Origin of the sequence: Paraburkholderia panacisoli (assembly GCF_008369935.1) — a bacterium.
Taxonomy (GTDB): Bacteria; Pseudomonadota; Gammaproteobacteria; order Burkholderiales; family Burkholderiaceae; genus Paraburkholderia; species Paraburkholderia panacisoli.
In genome coordinates this window covers 158,381-178,931 of record NZ_VTUZ01000012.1, presented here as the reverse complement: position 1 = coordinate 178,931, position 20,551 = coordinate 158,381, and the positions used below count along the sequence as shown (strand labels likewise).

Below are 20,551 nucleotides of genomic sequence, written 5' to 3'. Positions count from 1 at the left end.
TCAAACCTGCCGCAAGCAATACTGCGCGACCGCATCGAGAACCGCTTCATCCTCTCCGACCGCAACCGCGCACCTGATCTCGACGCCCGCGTGCAGCGCGCGACACCGCTCGATCGCATCAGGCAAATCCTTCCTGATATGCCCGCCTTGCCCGAAAAACACCGGCACGACGGTAATCACATCGCAGCCCTGAACAACAAGCCCACCCACCGCAGTGGGCAGATCCGGCTTCATCAACTCGAGAAACGCCAACGTCACCGGCCCGGCCGCATCGCCCGTCGCACGCACGGCCTCGAGCTTCTCCGCGAGCCGCTCGAACGGCTCGCGCCAGCGCACGTCCCTCGCGCCATGCCCAAACAGAACCAGCCCGTGCGTTGCCATGACATCCGCTCCTAATGGCGGTCAACCCACTTCAGCCCGACCAGTCCGAGCACCAGATACACCAACCCCGGCGTCGCCGCGGTCAACGGCGCGGGCCACGTATTCAACGTGCCGATATGCGAGAACAGCGTATTGAACAGCTGGAAACTCATCCCCAGCATGATCCCGCCGAACACCTTCACGCCGACCACGCCAGCCCGCGTATGCAGATACGCGAACGGCAGCGACAACACCAGCATCACGAACACCGCGAACGGATACAGCAGCTTGCGCCACAGCGCGATTTCATAGCGCTGCGTGTCCTGGTGATTCTCGGTCAAATGCTGGATGTAGCGGAACAGATTGAACATCGACATCCGGTCCGGCGACACCAGCAGCACCGACAGAATCTGCGGCGTCAGTTCCGAGCGCAGCGAATACTCCGGCAACGACACCTGCTTGGCGCGATACACCGGATTCAGTGCATCGGCTGGCGTGCCCGGAGGAGGGGGGACGTCGAGCAGTTGCGTATCGGTCACGCCCGTCAGTTGCCAATGGCCCGGCGGCTGATACCGGCCGCTTTCCGCGGTGCGCACGTTCGACAGCCGGAACTTCGAATCGAACTCGTAAATGCGTACATGGGCGATCGTCGCGTCGGGATTCAACTCGCCGACGTTCACGAAACGCGTCACCTGCTCGCCGTCCGCGCGCGCGGTCAGCGTGTCCTTCACCCACACGCCTGACTGGAAGTTGCTCGACACCGACGAACCCAGCGCCTCGAGCCGCACGCGCTCCGACAGTTGATCCGTGTACGGGCCGACCACTTCGCCGATCAGATACGTGAGGAACACGAGCGGAATGCCGATCTTGAGCAGCGAGCGCAACGACCGATTGGTGGCGAGGCCGGAGACGCGGAAGATCGTGTACTCGGAGTTCGCCGCCATCTGCGCGAACACGTAGATCGCGCTGATCAACGCGGCGACCGGAATGATTTCGTAGAAGCGCGACGGCGTTTGCAACGCGACGCGCAGCACCGCGTACTGGAACTTATAGTTGCCGTGGCCGACCGAATTCAGTTCGTTGATCAGGTCGAAGAAGAAGAACAGACCTGAAAACGCAAACAGAATGAAGATGAACGTTAGATAGATCTGACGCGCGAAATAGCGCTCATAGATGCGCATCGATCAGGCTCCCTGCGAACGGCTGAACATTGCCCGCGTGAACAGCGGACGGTTGCGCACGCGCATCCAGAAGATGAACGCGACGATCGCCGCCACGATGACGTGCAGGATCACGAGCCCCACGCCGAACGACATCTTTCCCTGCTCGATCCACGACTGCACCACGTTCAGCAGATTTGAATACGTCAGATAGATCAGCACGGCCATCACCAGATTGATGGTGCGGCTGCGGCGCGGATTCTGGTGCGCGAGCGGAATGGCGAGCAGCATCAGGTTGATCGCGATCAGCGGCAGTCCCGCGCGCCATGCGAATTCGGCGAGGTTTTCGTTGGTGGGGTTGCGCAGCAACGTGAGCGTGGGCGTGCCGGTGGTGGTCGGCGTATTGACGACCGGCTGGCTCTGGATCTTCACGCCGTAGCGCTCGAACTCCATGATTCGGAAGTCGGGGTGCCCGGGCTCGCCGTCATAGCGGCGGCCGTTTTCCAGCACGACGAAGCGGTCGCCGTTCTTGCGCGTCTCGATATGGCCGTACTTCGACACCACCACGTTGACCTTGCCGCCTTCCGTGCTGGTCACGAACACGTTCTCCACGCGTCCCTGGTCGGGCGACATCTTCTCGATGAAGAACACCCGGTGGGTGGTGGGCGACTCGCGGAACTGGCCGGGCGCGAGCAGCGAGACCTCGTCGCGCTGCTGGAAGCGCGCGCGGATCAGCTTGCTCTGCTGGTTCGACCACGGCCAGCCGACGAACACGAAGAACATGATGAGAATGATGATCGGCGTGGCAAAAATGCCGATCGGCTTGATGAACCGTGTCAGGCTGACACCCGAGGACAGCCACACGACCATCTCGGAGTCTTTGTACCAGCGCGTGAGGACGAACAGGATCGACACGAACAGCGTCGCGACGAGCATGATCGCCAGATAGCCGATCACGGTCAGGCCGATCAGGACCAGCACGTCGCGCGGGTCGATCTCGCCCGAGGCCGCGAAGCCGACGATACGGATCATCATCGTGGTCAGCACGAGCGTGAGGAGAACCATGAACACGGCACCAGCCGTATACGCGAGTTCGCGCTGGAGGGAGCGTTCGAAGATCATTATTGATGACGAGAGGGGGCGCTCTCGGCGATGTGCGGGTTGCTTCCCGTCACGCCTCCGGTGCAGCCGCCGCGGGAAAAATAGCGGATAATTGCGGCTTTCATCCTAAGCCCAGATTTTATCCGAGGACAAGCGCGATGGACTTTAGCATAAAAGCCTGTGATTGGACCAAAGGCTCGTCAAACGGTTTCCTGACCGGGAAATCCGATTGCATCGTTATCGGTGTGTTCGAGTCGCAAACGCTCTCGGGCGCCGCGCTAGAGATCGACGCGGCCACCAAGGGGCTGCTGACGCGCATCATCAAGGCCGGCGACATGGACGGCAAGGCCGGCACCACGCTGTTCCTGCACGAAGTGTCGGGCATCGGCGCGTCGCGCGTGCTGCTGGTCGGTCTCGGCAAGCAGGACGCCTTCAGTCAGAAAGCTTACGGCGACGCCGTGCGGGCCGCCTGGCGCGCGCTGCTCGGCACCAAAATCGTTCAGGTCACGTTCACGATGGCCCAGCTGCCGGTGCTCGAACGCTCGGCCGATTGGGGCGTGCGCGCCGCGATCCTCGCGCTGCGCGAGCTGACCTACAAGTTCACGCAGATGAAGAGCAAGCCGGACAACTCGGCGCGCGCGTTGAAGCGCATCGTCTTCAGCGTCGACACCGGCGACGAGAAGGCCGCCAAGCTGGCCGCCAAGCAGGGCGCGGCGCTTGCCAACGGCATGGACCTCACGCGCGACCTCGGCAACCTGCCGAGCAACGTCTGCACGCCGACCCACCTCGCCAACACCGCGAAGAAGCTCGCCAAAGACTGGAAGCTGAAGGTCGAGGTGCTCGGCGAGAAGCAGTGCGAGGCGCTCAAGATGGGCTCGTTCCTGTCGGTCACGGCCGGCGCGGTCGAACCCGCGCAGTTCATCGTGCTGCAGTACCAGGGCGGCGCCGCGAAGGCCGCGCCGGTGGTGCTGGTCGGCAAGGGCGTCACGTTCGACACGGGCGGCATCTCGCTGAAGCCGGGCGAAGGCATGGACGAGATGAAGTACGACATGTGCGGTGCCGGTTCGGTGCTGGGCACGTTGCGGGCGGTCGCCGAAATGGGCCTGAAAATCAACGTGGTCGGCATCATCCCGGCGGTGGAGAACATGCCGTCGGGCACCGCCACCAAGCCGGGCGACATCGTCACCAGCATGAAGGGCCTGACGATCGAAGTGCTGAACACGGACGCCGAAGGCCGCCTGATCCTGTGCGACGCGCTCACTTACGCCGAGCGCTTCAAGCCGGCTGCGGTGATCGACATCGCCACGCTCACGGGCGCGTGCATCATCGCGCTCGGTCATCACAACAGCGGGCTGTTCTCGAAAGACGACGCGCTGGCGGGCGAGTTGCTCGACGCGTCGCGCGAAGCGTCCGACCCGGCCTGGCGCCTGCCGCTCGACGACGAGTACCAGGACCAGCTGAAGTCGAACTTCGCGGATGTCGCCAACATTGGCGGCCGTCCGGCGGGCAGCGTGACGGCGGCGTGCTTCCTGTCGCGCTTCACCGACACGTACCCGTGGGCGCATCTGGATATCGCCGGCACCGCGTGGAAAAGCGGCGCGGCGAAGGGCGCCACCGGCCGTCCGGTGCCGTTGCTCGCGCAGTTCCTGATCGACCGCGCCGCGGACGGTCGCGCCGCGCAATGACGCATTGCAGTAAGCCCGCGGGCGCAGCAACCCTGGTAAGCGCGGCGACGGCAGCAGCGCGGAGCCGCCGATGACGAGAATCGATTTTCACTCGAACGTCGGCGACTCGCTGCTGTATGCGTGCCGCCTGATCCGCAAGGCGTATCTGGCGGGCCAGCCGACCATCGTGCTGGCCGAGCCCGCACGCCTGCAGGCCTTCGACGAGCAGTTGTGGACCTTCTCGCCGCTCGACTTCGTGCCGCACTGCATGGCGGGCACGCCGCTCGCCGCGCAAACGCCGATCGTGCTGGCCACGAACCTCGACGACGTGCCGCATCACCAGGTGCTGCTCAATCTCGGCGCGACGGTGCCCGCGCAATTCGCGCGTTTCGAAAGATTGCTGGAAGTGGTCGGTAACACACACGACGAGCTGATTGCCGGTCGCGAGCGTTATCGCTTCTATCGCGATCGCGGCTATGCTTTGAACAACTACAAGCAAGGCAGCTAGGCTTCATTCCCCCTGGAGCGGGTCGTGTGCGTCGGGTCCGTCGTCTGACTGACGGATGCGGCGCGCGGGCTGCCTGCTTCGGCTTCGACTCACACACGGAGAGTGCACGTGTCCGATACCAACGATAACTCGATTCCGGTTCTGCACGAGATTCTCGTCCCCGGCCGCGCGGCCCCGGCACATCCGGCGCCGGAGAGCCAACCGGCAGCCGGACCCGACGCGCTGCGCGAACCTGGATTCAAGACCGAACCGGTGTTCTCGCCGCCGCCGGCGCATGCGGACGAACCTCGTCTGCCAGCGGATGCGGAGCCCGTGCTGGCACCGCAGCCTGTGCTTGCGCCGCAAGAGCTGCGCTCGCCTGAGCCCGTTCTGTCGCCCACGCCCGCTCACGACGACGCTCACGGAACCCAGCCCGGACCCGCGCACGCAGTCGCGCCGGAGCCGCTGACGGCCCCGGATGTCGCGCCTGGCCTGGCGGGCGTCTTCGATCGCACCGAACCGGCAGCTCCGCTCGAAGCGGGCGCCACCGTGCCGCCGGATATCGCGCGCGACACGGAAACCTCAGCGCTGTTGCAGCCGGATCTCGACGCCGATGCGATCGCGGAACGTCTGCGCAGACGCTTCGCCGGTTTCCTCACGGGCGAAGGGCGCGGCATCGTCGAAACGCATTGCCGCGATGCGTTGCAGGAACACACCACCACGCTCGTCAGCCAGATCACGCGCGAAGTGGCGCTGACGCTCGAAAGCGAAATGACCGGCTGGGTGCGCGAAGCGGTGGAAGAGGAGCTTGCGCGGCGCCCGGGCCGCGGCTGATCGTGTGAGGCGGCGTCCTGATGGACGCCTGCGGCGGGCGCCTTCAGCGAGGCGCCCGTTTCATTTGAGGGTCAACACCCAGGCCGCCAGCGCGGCCGCCTGATCGGGTGTGAGCTGCGTATTCGCGGGCATCGGCACCGGACCCCATACGCCCGTGCTGCCGTCCAGAATCTTGTGCTTCAGATAAAGCGCGGCGTCTTCGCGTCCGGCATATCTCGCCGCGACCTCGTGCAGCGCCGGTCCCATGAAGGAGCGGGTGACCGAATGGCAACTCATGCAGTTCTGCTGCTGGGCCAGCGCGAGGCCGGCGGAGGCCTCGGCATGCGCGGCGCGACTGCCGGCGCTCAATAGGGCGCCCAGCATCACGGCTGCGAGCGCCGCATACGACATCGAATTCATTGTGGTCTCCGTCGGTGCAGGGGCCCGACTCGTGGTGCGAGCATTATAGAAGGAAAGGGGCGCACGGTTTCCCGTGCGCCCCTTCGTGCTCCTAGGCGCTTTTACGTACCTTGCCTGGCGCGCTCAGCCCGTCACCGCGCCCTTGTTCGCCGGCAGCGCCAGCGCGAAGTACTTCGCCATCACGCCGCGCGTGTAGCGCGGCTGCGGTTGCTGCCAGGTGGCACGGCGGCGCTGCAGTTCGGCGTCGTCGACGTTCAGTTGCAGCAGCAGCTTGTGCGCGTCGATCGTGATCGAATCGCCTTCCTGCACGAGCGCGATCGTGCCGCCCGCGAACGCTTCCGGCGCGACGTGGCCGACCACCATGCCCCACGTGCCGCCCGAGAAGCGGCCGTCGGTGATCAGGCCGACGCTTTCGCCGAGACCCTTGCCGATGATCGCCGAAGTCGGCGCGAGCATTTCCGGCATGCCGGGCCCGCCCTTCGGGCCGAGGTAGCGCAGCACCACCACGTCGCCGGCGACGATTCTGTCGGCCAGAATCGCCTCCATGGCGCTTTGCTCGTCGTCGAACACGCGGGCCGGCCCGGTGATCACCGGGTTCTTCAGGCCGGTGATCTTGGCGACCGCGCCGTCCTCGGCCAGGTTGCCCTTCAGGATTGCGAGATGGCCTTCGTCGTACAGCGCCTGGTCGATCGGAAAGATCACTTTCTGATCGGCGCGCGGCTTGCTTGGCACGTCCTTCAACTCTTCGGCGAGCGTCTTGCCGGTGATGGTGATGCATTCGCCGTGCAGCAGGCCCGCGTCGAGCAGGATCTTCATGACTTGCGGGATGCCGCCTGCCTTGTGCAGATCGGTCGCCACGTACTGGCCCGACGGCTTCAGGTTGCAGATCACGGGCACTTTCTTGCGCATGCGCTCGAAGTCGTCGATGGTCCACTCCACTTCGGCCGCGTGCGCGATCGCCAGATAGTGCAGCACGGCATTGGTCGAGCCGCCGGTGGCCATGATCAGCGCCACGGCGTTTTCGATCGACTTCTTCGTGATGATGTCGCGCGGCTTCAGGTCCTGCTTGACCGCTTCGACCAGCACGCGCGCCGATTCGGCGGCCGAGTCGACCTTCTCCTCGTCCGGATTGGCCATCGTCGACGAATACAGCAGCGACATGCCGAGCGCCTCGAACGACGAGCTCATCGTGTTGGCGGTGTACATGCCGCCGCACGAACCCGTGGACGGGCACGCGTTCCTTTCGATGCCTTCGAAATCTTCCTGCGACATCCGGCCCGCCGTGAATTCGCCGACCGCTTCGAACGACGACACGATGGTCAGGTCGGCGCCTTTCCAGTTGCCCGGCCGGATCGTGCCGCCGTACACGTAGATGCCCGGCACGTTCATGCGCGCGAGGCCGATCATGCCGCCCGGCATGTTCTTGTCGCAACCGCCGATCACGACCACGCCGTCCATCCATTGGCCTTGCACGCAGGTCTCGATGCAATCGGCGATCACTTCGCGCGACACCAGCGAGTACTTCATGCCTTCGGTGCCCATCGACATGCCATCCGAGATCGTCGGCGTGCCGAAGATCTGCGGATTGGCGTCAGCGCGCTTGACCGCGACGACGGCGGCGTCGGCCAGCCGCTGCAGGCCGGCGTTGCAGGGCGTGATGGTCGAGTGGCCGTTGGCGATGCCGATCATCGGCTTGTCGAAATCTTCCTTCTGGTAGCCAAGCGCGTAGTACATCGAGCGGTTCGGCGAACGCGCCACACCTTGCGTGATGTTCTTCGAACGACGGTTGTATGCCATGGGGATCTCCAATCTGTCTTGTTTTGAGCTGGGCCGCGGGCTGGCCGCCATGCATGGGCTGCGCGGACTCGTCAGCGCGTCAGTTCAGTGTAGTTCCGGCTCGTTGCGCAAGGATGGAGTTTTGCGAAGCGTGTGTCCAATATATTATTCACCCGCGATTAGGTCGTAAAATGTATTAATCATGCTGCCTGCCACGCCTGACCTGCGCCAGTTGCGCTATTTCGTCACCGTCGCCGAAGAGAAGCACTTCGGACGCGCGGCCGCGCGCCTGTCGATGACGCAGCCGCCTTTGTCGCAAGCCATCCGCGCGCTGGAAGAGACGCTCGGCGTGGCGTTGTTCGCGCGCACCAAGCGGTCGGTCGAACTCACGCCGGTCGGCGCCGATCTGCTGCCCGAGGTCGAGCGCCTGCTGGCGAGGGCCGAGGGTCTGCGGCCGCTCGCGCAGAGCCTCGCGCGCGGCGAGGCGGGCGTATTGTCGCTGGCGTTCGTGTCCACGGCGGACTACGGCTTGTTGCCGCCCCTGCTGCGCGATTTCGGCACGCGTCATCCGCGTGTGCGGCTCGAACTGACCGAGGCCACCAGCGACGTGCAGGTAGGCGAACTGATGGCCGGCCGCATCGACGCCGGCCTCGCGATCGCGCCGCTGCCGTCGCGCTACAGCGCGCAGCTCGCGTGGCTGCCAATCGCGCGCGAGCCGCTGGTGATCGCGATGTCGGCGGACATGGCCGCGCGCGTGACCAGCGCCGCCGGTGCCGACCGCGGCTGCGACCCGCGCGCCGAGTGGCTGGACACGCCGGTCAGCCTGCGCGATGTCGCCGACGCTCCGCTCGTGATCTTCCCCAGACGTCTGGCGCCGGGCTTTTATGACATCATTATGGATTGCTACGGCGTGGCGGGCCTCGCACCCCGGGTCGGCCAGGAGGCGATCCAGATGCAAACCATCGTGAGCCTCGTATCGGCCGGCATGGGCGTCGCACTGGTGCCGCAATCGTTGCGTAATCTGCGCCGCACGGGCGTCGTGTACCGGCCGCTGTCCGAGTCGGTGCCCGCGATCGAGACGGGGCTGGTCTGGCGCACGGACGAGGTGAGTCCGGTGCTGGCCGGTTTCATCGACATCGTGCGCTCGCACGCCGCCACCGGCGACGCGCAGTCCGTCGCGCCGCGTGTCTAGCGGCGCCGCCGCGAACGCATTGCGGGTCGCACCGTCAAATGCATGCGCCGAACGGGCGCGCGCCACAGGCCGCCCCCGGACAATTCATTGGACAACTCCGCTTCTGAACCTGAACTGCCCATAACAACCCGATGCTCATTCACCCCAATTTCGACCCCATTGCCATTCATCTGGGGCCGCTCGCCGTGCGCTGGTATGGACTGATGTACCTCGTCGCGTTCGTCGCGGCGATCGTCGTCGGCCGGCTGCGGCTGCGTTTGCCGTACGTCGCCGCGCAAGGCTGGACCGTCAAGGACATCGACGACATGCTGTTCTACGGCGTGCTCGGCACGATACTCGGCGGCCGGCTCGGCTATGTGCTGTTCTACAAGGCGAGTTTTTATTTCGCGCATCCGCTCGACATCTTCAAGGTGTGGGAGGGCGGCATGTCGTTTCACGGCGGCTTCCTCGGCGTGACGCTCGCAATGGTGCTGTTCGCGTATCAGCGCAAACGCTCGTGGCTGCAGGTCACCGACTTCGTCGCGCCGATGGTGCCCACCGGGCTCGCGGCGGGGCGCCTGGGCAATTTCATCAACGGCGAATTGTGGGGCCGTGTGACCGATCCGTCCGCGCCGTGGGCGATGCTGTTTCCCGGTGCCGCGCCCGACGACGCCGCGTGGCTCGCCGCGCATCCGCAACTGGCCGCGCAATGGCATCTGAATGACGTGTTCGCGCAATATCGCATGCTGCCGCGGCATCCGTCGGAGCTGTACGAGATTGCGCTCGAAGGCGTCGCGCTGTTTTTCGTGCTGTTCTTCTTTTCGCGCAAGCCCAAGCCGCTGGGCGCGATTTCGGCGGTGTTCCTGATCGGCTACGGCCTCGCGCGCTTCACGGTCGAATTCGCGCGCGAGCCGGACGACTTCCTCGGCCTGCTGGCGATGGGCCTTTCGATGGGCCAATGGCTGTCGCTGCCAATGATTCTCGCGGGCATCGGCATGCTGGTGTGGTCGTATCGCCGTGCGCGCCGCGAACCGGCGCAAGCGGTCAGCGCGAGCTGAGGGCTACCTACGGTTTATCGTAGCCAGTGCTCGATGAAAAACGCCACGGCATGCCGTGGCGTTTTCTTTGGCAGCGGCACAGCGGCACAGCGGCACAGCGGCGCGCGGACGCCCGCCGCAAAACCACGCGCGTCACTTCATCTGCACCGAGCCCGATACGTTGACCGTCACCGTCGACGTGCCGCCTTCGAGCGGCATCGGCGCCATCCCCTTGGCGTCGGCGCCCATCGCGCGCGCGCTCATCATCATCATGGGACGCGGCATCACGCCGCTGTGATTGACGTTGACCTCGCGAATCGAATAGCCGCTGAAGCCGAACGCCTGCGCCGACGACGCAGCCTGGTCGCGGAACGATTTGATCGCTTCGCCGCTGAGCTTCTGTTCGGCGGCGCGCTGCGCTTCGGGCGATAGCGAGAACTGCACGTTGCCGACCTGCATGATCGAGGCCATCTCGCCCGCGAGCTTCGACGCCGCGCCGAAGTCGCGCGATTCGAGCACGACTTCCGTGCGGCCGCGCCACGCGGAAATGCGCCCGTCACGATCGGTGGACGGGAAGATCGAGAACGAACCCGTGCGGGCCGTCACGCCGCTCACACCGCGCGCTTTTTGCAGCGCCGAATCGGCACGCTGGTTCAGCGTGGCGGTGAGCGTTGAAGGGTCGCTGGCTTGCTGCTCGTAAAACAGCGTGATATTGACGACGTCTTGCGGCACTTCCGCGCTGGCCTGCGCGTTGAGCGACAGCACGCCCGAGGGCTGCGACTGCATCACGCCTTGGGCGCGCGCTATGGCCGGGGTCAGTGCGAGCGCGACAGGCGTGGTGCACGCGAGAGCGAGTGCGAGTGCCCGTGCGGTTGTTTTCGTCATGGCTGAACTCCTTGCTTGAACGGGGTTGTGCCCGAGGGGCGCAAACGCCGTGCAGTGGCACGACGTTTGCGGTTCGGTTCTTTAGGCGTGTGCAACCCGGGCTTGGTTCCTTGAGTCGGCATCGCTCACGACATCAGCGCTGCGTTCGCGCGTGCTGTGATCATTCGCGACATACGACGCAGCGCCAACGGTTCGCCCTCCGCCAGATTCAACGTGATAGACGTCAAATGAGCCGCTTGGTAATGAAGCGCCATTCGGCCTCGGTCACGGGTGTGATCGACAGGCGGTTGCCTTTGGCGAGCACGCGCATGTCCCGCAATTCTTCATGCTCGCGCAGTGCGGCAAGCGGAATCAGCGGAATCTTCTTCTTGAACACCACGTCGACAAGTAACCAGCGCGGCGTTTCCTGCGACGACTTCGCGTCGTAGTACGGACTCTTCCTGTCGAACTGGGTCGGGTCCGGATAAGCAGTGGATGAGACTTCCGCCAGCCCGGCAATGCCGGGTTCAGGACAGCTCGAATGATAGAACAGCACGCCGTCGCCGACCTGCATCATGTCGCGCATGAAGTTGCGCGCCTGGTAATTTCGCACACCGGTCCACGGCAACGTGCGATGCGGTGCATTGGCGAGATGGTCGATGCTTGCTTCGTCCGGTTCGGACTTCATTAGCCAGTAGCGCATGAATCGAATTGAACGTTAGAGGTTAGACGATGCGGAAGACAATCGCAGCCTAATGAAACGCCAACGAGACGCCCAGCAAAACCGACGCCCAAAGAAAAACGGCACCGGACCGAAGTCCGATGCCGTTCCAGATAAGGTCCCCGCCTTAGCCGCTAGGCCGGCATCCTGAACCGGGGGTTCAGAATTGGTCGCAGTTAGCAACACTTCGGGTACATCAGACAGAGTGACGCGCACACCCGTGCTACAAATTTCCGCAACCGTGCACATGGCATTGGTTCAAGGAATATATGACCTTGGCGAACCAGGCAGGGAAGCTAAACCGATGAAGCTTAAACGATTGAACTCAAACGTTTGCCGAGACTTGCTCGCGTACTTCGTTTGAATCCGCAGCCGATCTCGGGACCGGCCGGCAGATAGTTACTGCATGCTGTACTGCTCGATCACAGTACCCAGTTGTTCGTTCATTTGCTGCATTGTACGCCGGATTTCCTCAGCGGGAAATGCTTCTCCGTGTCGAACGCTGGATTGCAGCCTAAGCAGTTCTGATGCCAGCGACAGCGCAGCCATGACAGCAATGCGATCCGTGCCGCGCACGTTGCTGTTATTGCGGATCTTCGCCATTTCGGCGTCGACGCGGGCGACCGCTTCGAGCAGCGCGCCTTCCGTTTCCGGCGAGCACGCGAGACGATAGGGCACGTCGAGGATCGAGACTTCGATCTGCTTGGTGGTCATGCATTTTCTCCGTGGCGGGTAACGTCGCTCTCCGCTTCGACTGCGTGCTGAGCGGGCTCGAGCAGATCGAGCTGGTTATCCGGCTCGCTGCTCGCGCGCGCCCGCGGCAGTTTTTCGAGAATCGCATTCAGGCGCACCTGAGCGTCGTCGATCTTGGCGGACAGCGTGTCGCGTTCCGCTTGCAGCGCATCGCGCTCCTCGCGCAACAGCGCAAGTTCCGTGCGCGTTGCTTGCGCTTCGGCACGCGACTGGGCGAGCTGCTCTTCGAGCGCGAGCCGCGCTTCATGGTGGCGCTGGCTGATCGCAATCAGCTTGCCGATATTCTGTGAGAGTGATTCGAGTTCGGTGAGCATGTGCTGCGTCCTCTAAAGACATCGCATTTTAGCGCGGAATATTGCAGGTTCCGACAATTGTCTCGTTTCGAGACGTAACAACATCGCTTTGTGCAGGCTTTTACCGACCATATGATGAAAAAGTACTCGCCCATCGGACAATAGCCTGCACTTTACAGAAACAGAGTGCGCGCGGATTGACCTTTCTTGACGCACTTCGAGCCCGCTCATAAACTGCGCGCACTCTGGTGCCCGCGCGCGCTTGTCCACAGTGCGCGCAGTGAAACGGGAAGCAGAACGCGCCGTTCAGATGAACTGAACGCGCGAAACTGCGCTGCCCCCGCAACGGTAAGCGACCGCATTCGTCATGCAGGTCGATCCCGACGCGTGTTCGAAGTTCAACATGCGAGTGTGCCACTGCGCGTTACGCGTGGGAAGGCGGGATCGATGTGTCGCCAGCCCGGATACCGGCCAGAGGGAGAGGTACGTCCCCCGCGAAAATGTTAATGGCGTGGGTTGCCTCGTTATGCATCGGCCTGCGGGGAAGCGGGCCGCGCCCGCTATTCACAGGAATGCCATCCCATGCTGTGCCCCATCGCCCGCGCGACATTGCTCGCTTTTGCGGGCTTGCCGCTCGTCGCGCATGCTCAGGCTGCTGCATCGTCCCCTGAGTCGTCTGCTGCTTCAGCGTCCGCCGCTGCGATTGCGTCTGAATCTTCCACTGCATCTGCAACGCCGTCTTCATCTTCGTCCGCAGCCGATGCGGATGCCGCCTCAGCGAATGCATCGTTCACCGTGTTGTCGCCGGTCGTCGTCACCGCGGAACGCGGGCCGCAAGCGCTCGCCGATGCGATTCCGCAGACCTCGCTATTCGATCAGCAGGATATCGCCGAGACCACCGCCACCGACTTGCCCGGCCTGCTGCAACTCGCACCCGGCGCGCAAATCTCGCGTACAGGCGGCCCTGGATCGACGGCGAGCCTCTTTTTGCGCGGTGCTTCGTCGACCCAAACGCTGTTGCTGATCGACGGCGTGCGGGTCGATTCGGTGAGTCTCGGCGCGCCGCAACTCGGGCAGATTCCACTCGACCAGCTCGATCACGTCGAAGTGGTGAACGGTAACGTGTCTGCGTTATACGGGTCGGGTGCGATCGGCGGCGTGGTCCAGGTGTTCACGAAAGACGGCGGCGACCATCCGCCGCGTTTCAACTTTTCACTCGGCTACGGCAGCTATCACACGCAGACGCAGCAGGCGGGCGTGAACGGCGCGCTGGATAAAGACGGCCGCACGACCTTCAGCGTCTCGCTTGCACGCACGAAGGACGACGGCTTTTCGTCGCTCAATCCGCAGCAGGCGCCCAATGCCAATCCGAACGCAAACGGCTATCTGAACGAGAGCATCTCGGCGTCATTGCGTCACAAGTTCAGCGACCGATGGGACGCCGGCGTCAGCTACTTCCAGACGAACGGCAACAACAGCTACGACAACGCGTACGGCGTGCCCACCGATCTGAACAACCTGTACAGCAAGGTGGGCCAGGCGTCGGTGTTCGCGAACGGCAAGCTCACCGACTGGTGGACCACGCACTTCATCGTCGCCGAAGGCGATGACCGCAGCGTGTCGAACACTAACGGCGTATACAACGGCCGCTTCGATACCGACAATCGCCAGTACACGTGGCAGAACGATTTCGCATTCGCCGCGCAGCAGAAGCTGCAGGTCGGCTACGAGCATCTCGACCAGAGCCTCGACTCCGACACGTTCGCCGCGCCGGACCGTCGTGTGGATTCGGGCTTCGTCGGCTATGCGGGACGCTTCGGGCGCAATCAGATTCAGGCCAACGTGCGCCACGATCAGTATTCCGATTTCGGCGGGGCGAACAGTTACTATCTCGGCTACGGTTTCGACATTACCGGGCACTGGAAGGCAACCGCAAGCTACGCGGATTCGTTTCGCGCGCCGAGCTTCGACGATCTGTACTATCCGATAAGCGGCAATCCGTCGATCCAGCCGGAGCGCAGTCACTCGATCGAAGCGGCGTTGCAGTACGCGTCGAGCGCACTCGGCGTGATGCGTGTGAGCGCATTCCAGACGCGCTATTCGAATCTGATCGAGTACGCGCAGGTGACGCCCGGCATCTATCTGGCCGAAAACGTCGGCCATGCGAAGGTGCAGGGGCTCGAAGGATCGTGGAGCGGGCATGTCGGCAAGACGGACGTGCGCGCATCGCTGACGCTGCAAAATCCCGTCGACCTCGACAACGATGTCGACCTCGTGCGGCGCGCGCGGCGTTTCGGTTCGCTGGCGGTGAATCGCAGCATCGCGGGATGGCGCGTCGGCGGCGAGTGGATCGTGAGCGGCCCGCGCGAGGACAGCAGCGGCAAGCTGGGCGGCTACGGCATCGTGAATGTGTCGGCGCGCTACCACATCACGAAAGCGTGGTACGTGGCCGCGCAAATCCAGAACCTGTTCAACAAGGACTATGAAACGGCCTACTCGTATAACTCGCCGGGACGCGGTGCGTATGTCACGGTCGGTTGGCAGCAGCAGTGATGGTTGCACTGCGTTGAGGTCGCGCGGATGAACCGTCATGCGGACTCGTTGCCCGCGACCCTGCGCGTGATGAGCGCGAAGCGCGCAGCCGCGATCTGGCTCGCGCTCGTGGTGATCGCGCTGGCCGTGCTGATGGCGTCGCTCGCGCTGGGCAGTGTGTCGCTCGCGCCTGCGCGCGTGCTGGCAGCGCTGTTGCCGTCGCACGCGTTGCCGCCCGGGTCGGCCGCATCGTCCGATCTTGCCGGCGAGATCGTGCGCACGCTGCGTTTGCCGCGCGCGGTGGCGGGCTTCGCCTGCGGCGCGTTACTCGCGTTGGCCGGCGCGCTGTTACAGGTGCTGTTGCGCAACCCGCTTGCCGAACCCTATGTGCTGGGCGTGTCGGGCGGCGCGGCGACGTTCGCGCTGGTCGCGATGATCGCCGGCTGCGCGTGGTGGATCGTCGACGCCAGCGCGTTCGCCGGCGCTTTCGTATCGATCCTGCTGGTGCTCGGCCTCGCGCGCCGCGAGTTGTGGCGCGGCGAGCCGCAGGACACGTCGCCGCGTTTGCTGCTGACCGGCGCGGTGATCGCGGCGGGGTGGGGCGCGCTCATCACGCTGCTGCTCAACATCGCGCCCGACAGCCGGTTGCGCGGCATGCTGTTCTGGCTGACCGGCGATCTGAACGGCGGCGCGATGCCGTGGACCGCGCTCGCCGCGCTCATCGTCTCATTGCTGGCGATCGTGCCGGCGGCGCCGCGTCTGAACGTGCTGCTGCGTGGCGACGCAGCCGCGCAGGCGTTGGGCGTCGCGGTGCTGCCGCTGCGCTTGCGCGTGTATCTGGTGGCGTCGCTCGCGGCCGCCGCTGCCGTGACGACGGCGGGCACCATCGGCTTTGTCGGCCTAGTGGTGCCGCACATGTTGCGGCTCGCGTTCGGCAACGATCAACGCATGCTGCTGCCGGCCGCGGCGCTCGGCGGCGGCGTCGCGGTGATGGGCGCGGACCTGATCGCGCGGACCGTGATCGCGCCGGCGCAATTGCCGGTCGGCGTGATCACGTCGATCGTCGGCGTGCCGGTATTCCTCTGGATGCTGTTGCGCAGGCGCCGATGATGCAATCACCCGCCACCGTGTCCCATCCTGCTCTGAGCGCGCAACATCTGACCTTGCGCGCCGGTGCGCGCACCTTGCTCGACGCATTCACGCACACCTTCTATGCGGGCGAGATCTGGTGCGTCGCCGGGCCGAACGGCGCGGGCAAGACCACGTTGCTGTCGACGCTTGCGGGTCTGTCGCGGCCGGCGGCGGGCCATGTCGAACTGGATGGCATGCGCGTGTCCGACTGGCGTGCACTGCCGCTCGCGCAGCGCCGCGCGCTGATGCCGCAAAGCGCAGCCGACGCGTTCAGCGCGAGCGTGCTCGATATCGTGCTGCTGAATCGCTTTCCGCATCTGAGCGGCTGGGGTTGGGAGCGCGCTGCTGATCGCGCCGCCGCGCACGCCGCGCTGGATCTGTTGGGCCTTGGCGCATTCGCTGCGCGCGACGTGCTGTCGTTGTCGGGCGGCGAGCGCCAACGCGTGGCGCTGGCGGCGGTGCTATGCCAGGACGCGCCGCTTTTGCTGCTCGACGAACCCTTGTCGCATCTCGATCTGCATCATCAGATCGATTGCCTCGAAGCACTCGCCGCATGGACACGTGAACCGGGGCGCACCGTGATGTTTTCCTGCCACGACCTGAATCTCGCGCGCCGCTTCGCGACGCACGCGCTGCTGCTCGACGGCGAGGGCGGCGCGTATGCCGGAGCGGTGCATGACGTGCTCACGCCCACGTTGACGAGCCGCGCGTTCGGTTATCCATTGATCCTGATTCGCGACGGCGAACACGAGGCGCTGATTCCCGCGCCGCGTGCGCGTCACGAATCGCCTGCCGGCAATGACTTGCCGGCAGGCTAGCCCTTTTATCCAATCACTCTCTTTCCAGACCACGTCCATGACTTCTTTGCCACGCCCGGCCGGTTTGCCCGAAGTCGCTGCGCTCGATCAAACACTGCGCGGCGAGTTGCAACACATCATCGATACCAAGACCAAGCCGCCCGGCAGTCTTGGCCGGCTCGAAACGCTCGCGCGTCAGATGGGCCTGATCCAGCGCACCACGCGGCCTACCGTGCAGCGCCCGGCGATGATCGTGTTCGCCGGCGACCACGGGATTGCCGCCGAAGGCGTGAGCCCGTATCCGCAAGCGGTGACTGCGCAGATGGTCGCCAATTTTCTCGCGGGCGGCGCGGCCATCAATGCGTTGAGCCGGGTCGCCGGGCTCGAACTCGAAGTGGTCAACGCGGGCATCGCGACGCCGCTTTCGTCGACGGATGGACTCGTCGACATTCCGGTGGCGCGCGGCACGCGCAACTTCGCGCATGAGCCCGCGATGACGTCCGGCGAGGCGCTCGCGGCGATGCAGGCGGGCGCGGCGCGCGTGCGCCATCACGCGGCGCTCGGCACCAACGTGATCGGCTTCGGTGAGATGGGGATTGCGAACACGTCGTCGGCCGCGTGCCTGATGAGCCGTTTGTGCGGCGTGCCGATCGACGAATGCGTCGGCCGAGGCACCGGTCTCGACGACGCAGGGCTCGCGAAGAAGCGCAACGTGCTCGCGGCGGCGCTCGCGCATCATGCCGCGGCGATCGGTCCGCTCGACGTGCTCGCCACCTTCGGCGGCTTCGAGATTGCGATGATGGCCGGCGCGTATCTCGCGGCTGCCGAAGCGCGCATGACGATCCTCGTCGACGGCTTCATCGCGAGCTCGGCGCTGCTGGTCGCCGATGCATTGGCGCCGAACGTGCGCGAGTACTGCGTGTTCGCGCATGCATCGAACGAGGCGGGGCACCGGCGCATGCTCGATCATTTCGGCGCGCTGCCGTTGCTGTCGCTCGACATGCGGCTCGGCGAAGGCACCGGCGCGGCGCTTGCCGTGCCGCTGCTGCGTGCGGCGGTGGCGTTCGTCAACGAGATGGCGAGCTTCGATTCGGCCGGCATCGCGAATCGCGAAGCTTGAGGCGCTTCATCACAACGAACCTGCATTCGGCCCGCTCATGAACCCGCTCGCGGAACTGCGCTATTTCTTCACGGCGCTCGGTTATTTCACGCGCGTGCCCGTGCCGCGCTGGGTCGGCTTCGAGCCGCACTATCTGAACGCGGCGGCGCGCTATTTTCCATTGGTCGGCGGCCTGGTCGGTGCGTTCAGCGCGCTCGTCTATCTGGCGGCGCAGCATGTGTTTCCGGCGGGCGTGGCGGTGCTGCTGTCGATGGCCGCGTCGCTGCTGGTGACAGGCGCCTTTCACGAGGACGGTCTCGCTGATTGCGTCGATGCGTTCGGTGGCGCATATAAGCGAGACGATGCGTTGCGCATCATGCATGACTCACGCATCGGTGCTTTCGGCGCCATCGCGCTGGTGATCGCGCTCGCTTTGAAGTGGCAGACGCTAGCCGCGTTGCCGCCTCTGCGCGCCGCAAGTCTGATGATTGCCGCGCATGCGGCGAGCCGTGCTTGTGCGATCAGTTATCTGGCCACGCTCGACTACGTGCGCGCCGAAGGCAAAGCCAAGCCGGTCGCGCAGCGCCTGAGCGGTCCGGCATTGCTGTGCGCGGCGCTGTTCGGTCTGCCGTGGCTATTGTGGCCGAACGGACCAGGCGCGCCGGATTGGCGCTTCGCGGGCTCGATGTTCGCGGTGCTGATCGTGCTTCGCCTTGTGATGGGCCGTTACTTCGTTAGACGCATTGGCGGTTACACCGGCGACTGCCTCGGCTTCGCGCAGCAGATTTTCGAATTGAGCATCTACCTGGTGGGGCTTGCATGGATATCGTCCTGATTCGTCATCCCGCCGTCGCGCTCGATCCGGGCGTGTGCTACGGCCACAGCGATGTCGCGCTCGCCGACGCCGCCGAGATCTCGGCGAGCGCACTCGCGCTGAAGCTCGCCAAGCTGCAGGTGCCGGCGCCGCGCGTGTTGATGTCGAGTCCATTGACGCGCTGCTCGGCGCTCGCCGCCGAGATGGCGAACGATTTCGGCTGCGTGCTCAGTCACGACGACCGGCTGAAGGAAATGAATTTCGGCGACTGGGAGACGCAGCGCTGGGATCAGATTGATCGCGCGCTGCTCGACGAATGGGCCGCCAATTTCGAGCACGCGCGCGTGCATGGCGGCGAGAGCGTCGCGCAATTCGTCGGGCGAGTGCGCGCGTGGCTCGAGGCGTTCGCGCAAACGCGCGAGCTGTCGCCCGCGTATGTGGTCACACATGCCGGCGTGATGCGGGTGATCGCATCGCTGGTGCTGGACGTGGCGCTGGAGCGCTGCTTGAGATGGTCGCTCGATATGGCCGGGATCGTCTGGCTGCGTCGCGACGACGAGTCGCAGCAGTGGGTGCTGGCGCGCTGGAACGCGTGAGCCGCGTCACGGTGCGACGGGCTTTCTGCGCGAGCGCGCCGTTTCCAGGTCTTCGCACAGCTGCTGCGCGCCTTGCGCGATGCGCGGCGCCGGCCGGTTGATGAGGTCGCCGTCGATCGCGAACAGGTTGTGGTGCGCGACCGCGGTCAGACCCGGCCATGCGCGCCATGTGTCGAGCCGCGGCAAGCTGGTGTCGGGCTGGGTCGCGCCCGGCGCTGCGGTGATGATTGCTTCGGGATTGGCGGCGAGCACCGCTTCGGTCGAGACGGTCGGCACCAGCGGCTGAAGTCCCGCGAACACGTTGCGCCCGCCGCACAGTGTGATGACGTCGCTGACCATATGCTCGCCGTTGAGCGTCATCAACGGCTTGTCCCACACCTGATAGAACACGCTGACGGGCGGCCGGCTCGCATACTGCGTGCGCAAGCGCGCGATGTCGCGGCGGTATGCGGCAGCAGCCGTATCGGCGCTCGACGACGTGCCGAGCAATTGGCCGAGCTTCGTCAGCGACAGGGCCACGTCGTCCAGATGATGCGGCTCGCTGAAGAACAGCGGCACGTGCAGTTCGCGCAGACGATCGAGTTGCCGCTGCGCATTGCCGTGCCGCCACACGACGATCAGATCGGGCTGCAACGCGACGATGCGCTCGAGATCGAGCGCCTTGTTGTCGCCGACGCGTGGCAGTTGCTTCGCTTCGGGCGGGTAGTCGCTATATGACACCGCGCCGACTATTTTTGCGCCGCCGCCCGCCGCATACAGCAGTTCGGTGACGTGCGGCGCGAGGCTGATCACGCGTTGCGCCGGTGCGGACAGCGTGACGGTTGCGCCGGTGTCGTCGGTGACGGTGATCGCGGCGTGCGTGGGCAGCGCGGTGGTGCAGAGCGCAGCGGCGATGAGGTTCGGAACGAAGCGGGCGAGACGGATCATCGGGCGGGGAGGTTGAAAGCGCATTGCGCGTGTGG

At 64.9% G+C, this 20,551-nt stretch carries 21 protein-coding genes, 1 other RNA gene and 1 riboswitch; of the genes, 11 read left to right on the top strand and 11 right to left on the bottom strand.

Features of this window, described 5'->3' with window-relative positions:
• From FVF58_RS19835 to lptF, 3 genes are read right to left on the bottom strand one after another with little or no spacing between them, the layout of a single operon-like run.
• Entirely contained in the window at positions 1-381 is a 381-nt protein-coding gene (locus FVF58_RS19835) for a sirohydrochlorin chelatase (RefSeq protein ID WP_149671571.1), read from the bottom strand.
• A gap of 11 nt (positions 382-392) precedes the next feature.
• Positions 393-1,541 carry an LPS export ABC transporter permease LptG gene (lptG, locus tag FVF58_RS19830; RefSeq protein ID WP_149671570.1) on the bottom strand — a complete coding sequence of 383 codons (1,149 nt, stop codon included), beginning with the start codon at positions 1,539-1,541 and terminating at the stop codon, positions 393-395.
• 3 nt (positions 1,542-1,544) lie between these two features.
• Entirely contained in the window at positions 1,545-2,642 is a 1,098-nt protein-coding gene (gene lptF / locus FVF58_RS19825) for an LPS export ABC transporter permease LptF (RefSeq protein WP_149671569.1), read from the bottom strand.
• A gap of 137 nt (positions 2,643-2,779) precedes the next feature.
• Here lptF and FVF58_RS19820 point away from each other — a divergent pair, with 137 nt between their 5' ends.
• The 3 genes from FVF58_RS19820 (at position 2,780) to FVF58_RS19810 (ending at position 5,606) form a co-directional block, all read left to right on the top strand.
• Complete coding sequence (locus FVF58_RS19820; protein WP_149671568.1) at positions 2,780-4,306, top strand: leucyl aminopeptidase; 1,527 nt, start codon at positions 2,780-2,782, stop codon at positions 4,304-4,306.
• A 70-nt stretch (positions 4,307-4,376) separates the two neighbouring features.
• On the top strand, positions 4,377-4,793 hold the full coding sequence (locus FVF58_RS19815; RefSeq protein ID WP_149671567.1) for a DNA polymerase III subunit chi: 417 nt from the start codon (positions 4,377-4,379) through the stop codon (positions 4,791-4,793).
• A 108-nt stretch (positions 4,794-4,901) separates the two neighbouring features.
• Positions 4,902-5,606, top strand: coding sequence for a DUF2486 family protein (locus FVF58_RS19810; protein WP_149671566.1), 705 nt, complete (start codon positions 4,902-4,904; stop codon positions 5,604-5,606).
• A 60-nt stretch (positions 5,607-5,666) separates the two neighbouring features.
• Here the strand turns inward: FVF58_RS19810 and FVF58_RS19805 are convergent, their stop codons facing one another.
• On the bottom strand, positions 5,667-6,005 hold the full coding sequence (locus FVF58_RS19805; protein WP_149671565.1) for a c-type cytochrome: 339 nt from the start codon (positions 6,003-6,005) through the stop codon (positions 5,667-5,669).
• Between the two features lie 123 nt (positions 6,006-6,128).
• Positions 6,129-7,802 (bottom strand): dihydroxy-acid dehydratase, encoded by a 1,674-nt coding sequence (gene ilvD, locus FVF58_RS19800; RefSeq protein WP_149671564.1) that lies wholly within the window; start codon positions 7,800-7,802, stop codon positions 6,129-6,131.
• 181 nt (positions 7,803-7,983) lie between these two features.
• Here ilvD and FVF58_RS19795 point away from each other — a divergent pair, with 181 nt between their 5' ends.
• Both FVF58_RS19795 and lgt read left to right on the top strand, forming a co-directional pair.
• A complete protein-coding gene (locus tag FVF58_RS19795; protein ID WP_149671563.1) occupies positions 7,984-8,973 on the top strand; it encodes a LysR family transcriptional regulator in 990 nt (329 codons plus the stop codon).
• A gap of 131 nt (positions 8,974-9,104) precedes the next feature.
• Positions 9,105-10,010, top strand: a complete 906-nt coding sequence (gene lgt / locus FVF58_RS19790; RefSeq protein WP_149671562.1) for a prolipoprotein diacylglyceryl transferase — start codon at positions 9,105-9,107, stop codon at positions 10,008-10,010.
• Between the two features lie 132 nt (positions 10,011-10,142).
• Here the strand turns inward: lgt and FVF58_RS19785 are convergent, their stop codons facing one another.
• The 5 genes from FVF58_RS19785 to FVF58_RS19765 form a co-directional block, all read right to left on the bottom strand.
• Positions 10,143-10,874 (bottom strand): SIMPL domain-containing protein, encoded by a 732-nt coding sequence (locus tag FVF58_RS19785; RefSeq protein WP_149671561.1) that lies wholly within the window; start codon positions 10,872-10,874, stop codon positions 10,143-10,145.
• A 223-nt stretch (positions 10,875-11,097) separates the two neighbouring features.
• The gene (locus tag FVF58_RS19780) at positions 11,098-11,556 is read right to left on the bottom strand and encodes an EVE domain-containing protein (protein ID WP_149671560.1); all 459 of its coding nucleotides are present in this window, start codon (positions 11,554-11,556) and stop codon (positions 11,098-11,100) included.
• A 133-nt stretch (positions 11,557-11,689) separates the two neighbouring features.
• Positions 11,690-11,871, bottom strand: a non-coding RNA gene (ssrS, locus tag FVF58_RS19775) — 6S RNA.
• 102 nt (positions 11,872-11,973) lie between these two features.
• Complete coding sequence (locus FVF58_RS19770) at positions 11,974-12,288, bottom strand: cell division protein ZapA (RefSeq protein WP_149671559.1); 315 nt, start codon at positions 12,286-12,288, stop codon at positions 11,974-11,976.
• Complete coding sequence (locus FVF58_RS19765; RefSeq protein ID WP_149671558.1) at positions 12,285-12,641, bottom strand: ATPase; 357 nt, start codon at positions 12,639-12,641, stop codon at positions 12,285-12,287. The genes FVF58_RS19770 and FVF58_RS19765 overlap by 4 nt, the downstream gene beginning before the upstream one ends.
• A gap of 208 nt (positions 12,642-12,849) precedes the next feature.
• Positions 12,850-13,110: riboswitch (cobalamin riboswitch) on the top strand.
• 92 nt (positions 13,111-13,202) lie between these two features.
• On the opposite strand from FVF58_RS19765, the gene FVF58_RS19760 reads away from it, so the two are divergent.
• The 6 genes from FVF58_RS19760 to cobC are packed head-to-tail and all read left to right on the top strand — an operon-like array spanning position 13,203 to position 19,589.
• A complete protein-coding gene (locus FVF58_RS19760) occupies positions 13,203-15,173 on the top strand; it encodes a TonB-dependent receptor domain-containing protein (RefSeq protein ID WP_149671557.1) in 1,971 nt (656 codons plus the stop codon).
• A 27-nt stretch (positions 15,174-15,200) separates the two neighbouring features.
• Positions 15,201-16,262, top strand: a complete 1,062-nt coding sequence (locus FVF58_RS19755; RefSeq protein WP_149671556.1) for a FecCD family ABC transporter permease — start codon at positions 15,201-15,203, stop codon at positions 16,260-16,262.
• Positions 16,262-17,101: an ABC transporter ATP-binding protein gene (locus tag FVF58_RS19750; RefSeq protein ID WP_149671644.1), complete on the top strand. Its 840-nt coding sequence runs from the start codon at positions 16,262-16,264 to the stop codon at positions 17,099-17,101. Before FVF58_RS19755 ends, FVF58_RS19750 begins: the two co-directional genes overlap by 1 nt.
• Positions 17,102-17,138: 37 nt before the next feature.
• Positions 17,139-18,200 carry a nicotinate-nucleotide--dimethylbenzimidazole phosphoribosyltransferase gene (cobT, locus tag FVF58_RS19745; protein WP_149671555.1) on the top strand — a complete coding sequence of 354 codons (1,062 nt, stop codon included), beginning with the start codon at positions 17,139-17,141 and terminating at the stop codon, positions 18,198-18,200.
• A 37-nt stretch (positions 18,201-18,237) separates the two neighbouring features.
• Complete coding sequence (locus FVF58_RS19740; protein ID WP_149671554.1) at positions 18,238-19,014, top strand: adenosylcobinamide-GDP ribazoletransferase; 777 nt, start codon at positions 18,238-18,240, stop codon at positions 19,012-19,014.
• Positions 18,999-19,589, top strand: coding sequence for an alpha-ribazole phosphatase (gene cobC, locus FVF58_RS19735; RefSeq protein ID WP_149671553.1), 591 nt, complete (start codon positions 18,999-19,001; stop codon positions 19,587-19,589). The genes FVF58_RS19740 and cobC overlap by 16 nt, the downstream gene beginning before the upstream one ends.
• Before the next feature lie 6 nt (positions 19,590-19,595).
• On the opposite strand, the gene FVF58_RS19730 is transcribed toward cobC, so the two are convergent.
• Positions 19,596-20,516, bottom strand: coding sequence for a cobalamin-binding protein (locus tag FVF58_RS19730; RefSeq protein ID WP_149671643.1), 921 nt, complete (start codon positions 20,514-20,516; stop codon positions 19,596-19,598).
• Between the last annotated feature and the right edge of the window lie 35 nt (positions 20,517-20,551).

Bases quoted from the DNA above. Each gene is read 5' to 3' on its own strand.
- FVF58_RS19835 (WP_149671571.1), bottom strand. From the start codon at position 381: ATGGCAACGCACGGGCTGGTTCTGTTTGGGCATGGCGCGAGGGACGTG.
- lptG (WP_149671570.1), bottom strand. From the start codon at position 1,541: ATGCGCATCTATGAGCGCTATTTCGCGCGTCAGATCTATCTAACGTTC.
- lptF (WP_149671569.1), bottom strand. From the start codon at position 2,642: ATGATCTTCGAACGCTCCCTCCAGCGCGAACTCGCGTATACGGCTGGT.
- FVF58_RS19820 (WP_149671568.1), top strand. From the start codon at position 2,780: ATGGACTTTAGCATAAAAGCCTGTGATTGGACCAAAGGCTCGTCAAAC.
- FVF58_RS19815 (WP_149671567.1), top strand. From the start codon at position 4,377: ATGACGAGAATCGATTTTCACTCGAACGTCGGCGACTCGCTGCTGTAT.
- FVF58_RS19805 (WP_149671565.1), bottom strand. From the start codon at position 6,005: ATGAATTCGATGTCGTATGCGGCGCTCGCAGCCGTGATGCTGGGCGCC.
- ilvD (WP_149671564.1), bottom strand. From the start codon at position 7,802: ATGGCATACAACCGTCGTTCGAAGAACATCACGCAAGGTGTGGCGCGT.
- FVF58_RS19795 (WP_149671563.1), top strand. From the start codon at position 7,984: ATGCTGCCTGCCACGCCTGACCTGCGCCAGTTGCGCTATTTCGTCACC.
- lgt (WP_149671562.1), top strand. From the start codon at position 9,105: ATGCTCATTCACCCCAATTTCGACCCCATTGCCATTCATCTGGGGCCG.
- FVF58_RS19785 (WP_149671561.1), bottom strand. From the start codon at position 10,874: ATGACGAAAACAACCGCACGGGCACTCGCACTCGCTCTCGCGTGCACC.
- FVF58_RS19780 (WP_149671560.1), bottom strand. From the start codon at position 11,556: ATGCGCTACTGGCTAATGAAGTCCGAACCGGACGAAGCAAGCATCGAC.
- FVF58_RS19770 (WP_149671559.1), bottom strand. From the start codon at position 12,288: ATGACCACCAAGCAGATCGAAGTCTCGATCCTCGACGTGCCCTATCGT.
- FVF58_RS19765 (WP_149671558.1), bottom strand. From the start codon at position 12,641: ATGCTCACCGAACTCGAATCACTCTCACAGAATATCGGCAAGCTGATT.
- FVF58_RS19760 (WP_149671557.1), top strand. From the start codon at position 13,203: ATGCTGTGCCCCATCGCCCGCGCGACATTGCTCGCTTTTGCGGGCTTG.
- FVF58_RS19755 (WP_149671556.1), top strand. From the start codon at position 15,201: ATGAACCGTCATGCGGACTCGTTGCCCGCGACCCTGCGCGTGATGAGC.
- FVF58_RS19750 (WP_149671644.1), top strand. From the start codon at position 16,262: ATGCAATCACCCGCCACCGTGTCCCATCCTGCTCTGAGCGCGCAACAT.
- cobT (WP_149671555.1), top strand. From the start codon at position 17,139: ATGACTTCTTTGCCACGCCCGGCCGGTTTGCCCGAAGTCGCTGCGCTC.
- FVF58_RS19740 (WP_149671554.1), top strand. From the start codon at position 18,238: ATGAACCCGCTCGCGGAACTGCGCTATTTCTTCACGGCGCTCGGTTAT.
- cobC (WP_149671553.1), top strand. From the start codon at position 18,999: ATGGATATCGTCCTGATTCGTCATCCCGCCGTCGCGCTCGATCCGGGC.
- FVF58_RS19730 (WP_149671643.1), bottom strand. From the start codon at position 20,516: ATGATCCGTCTCGCCCGCTTCGTTCCGAACCTCATCGCCGCTGCGCTC.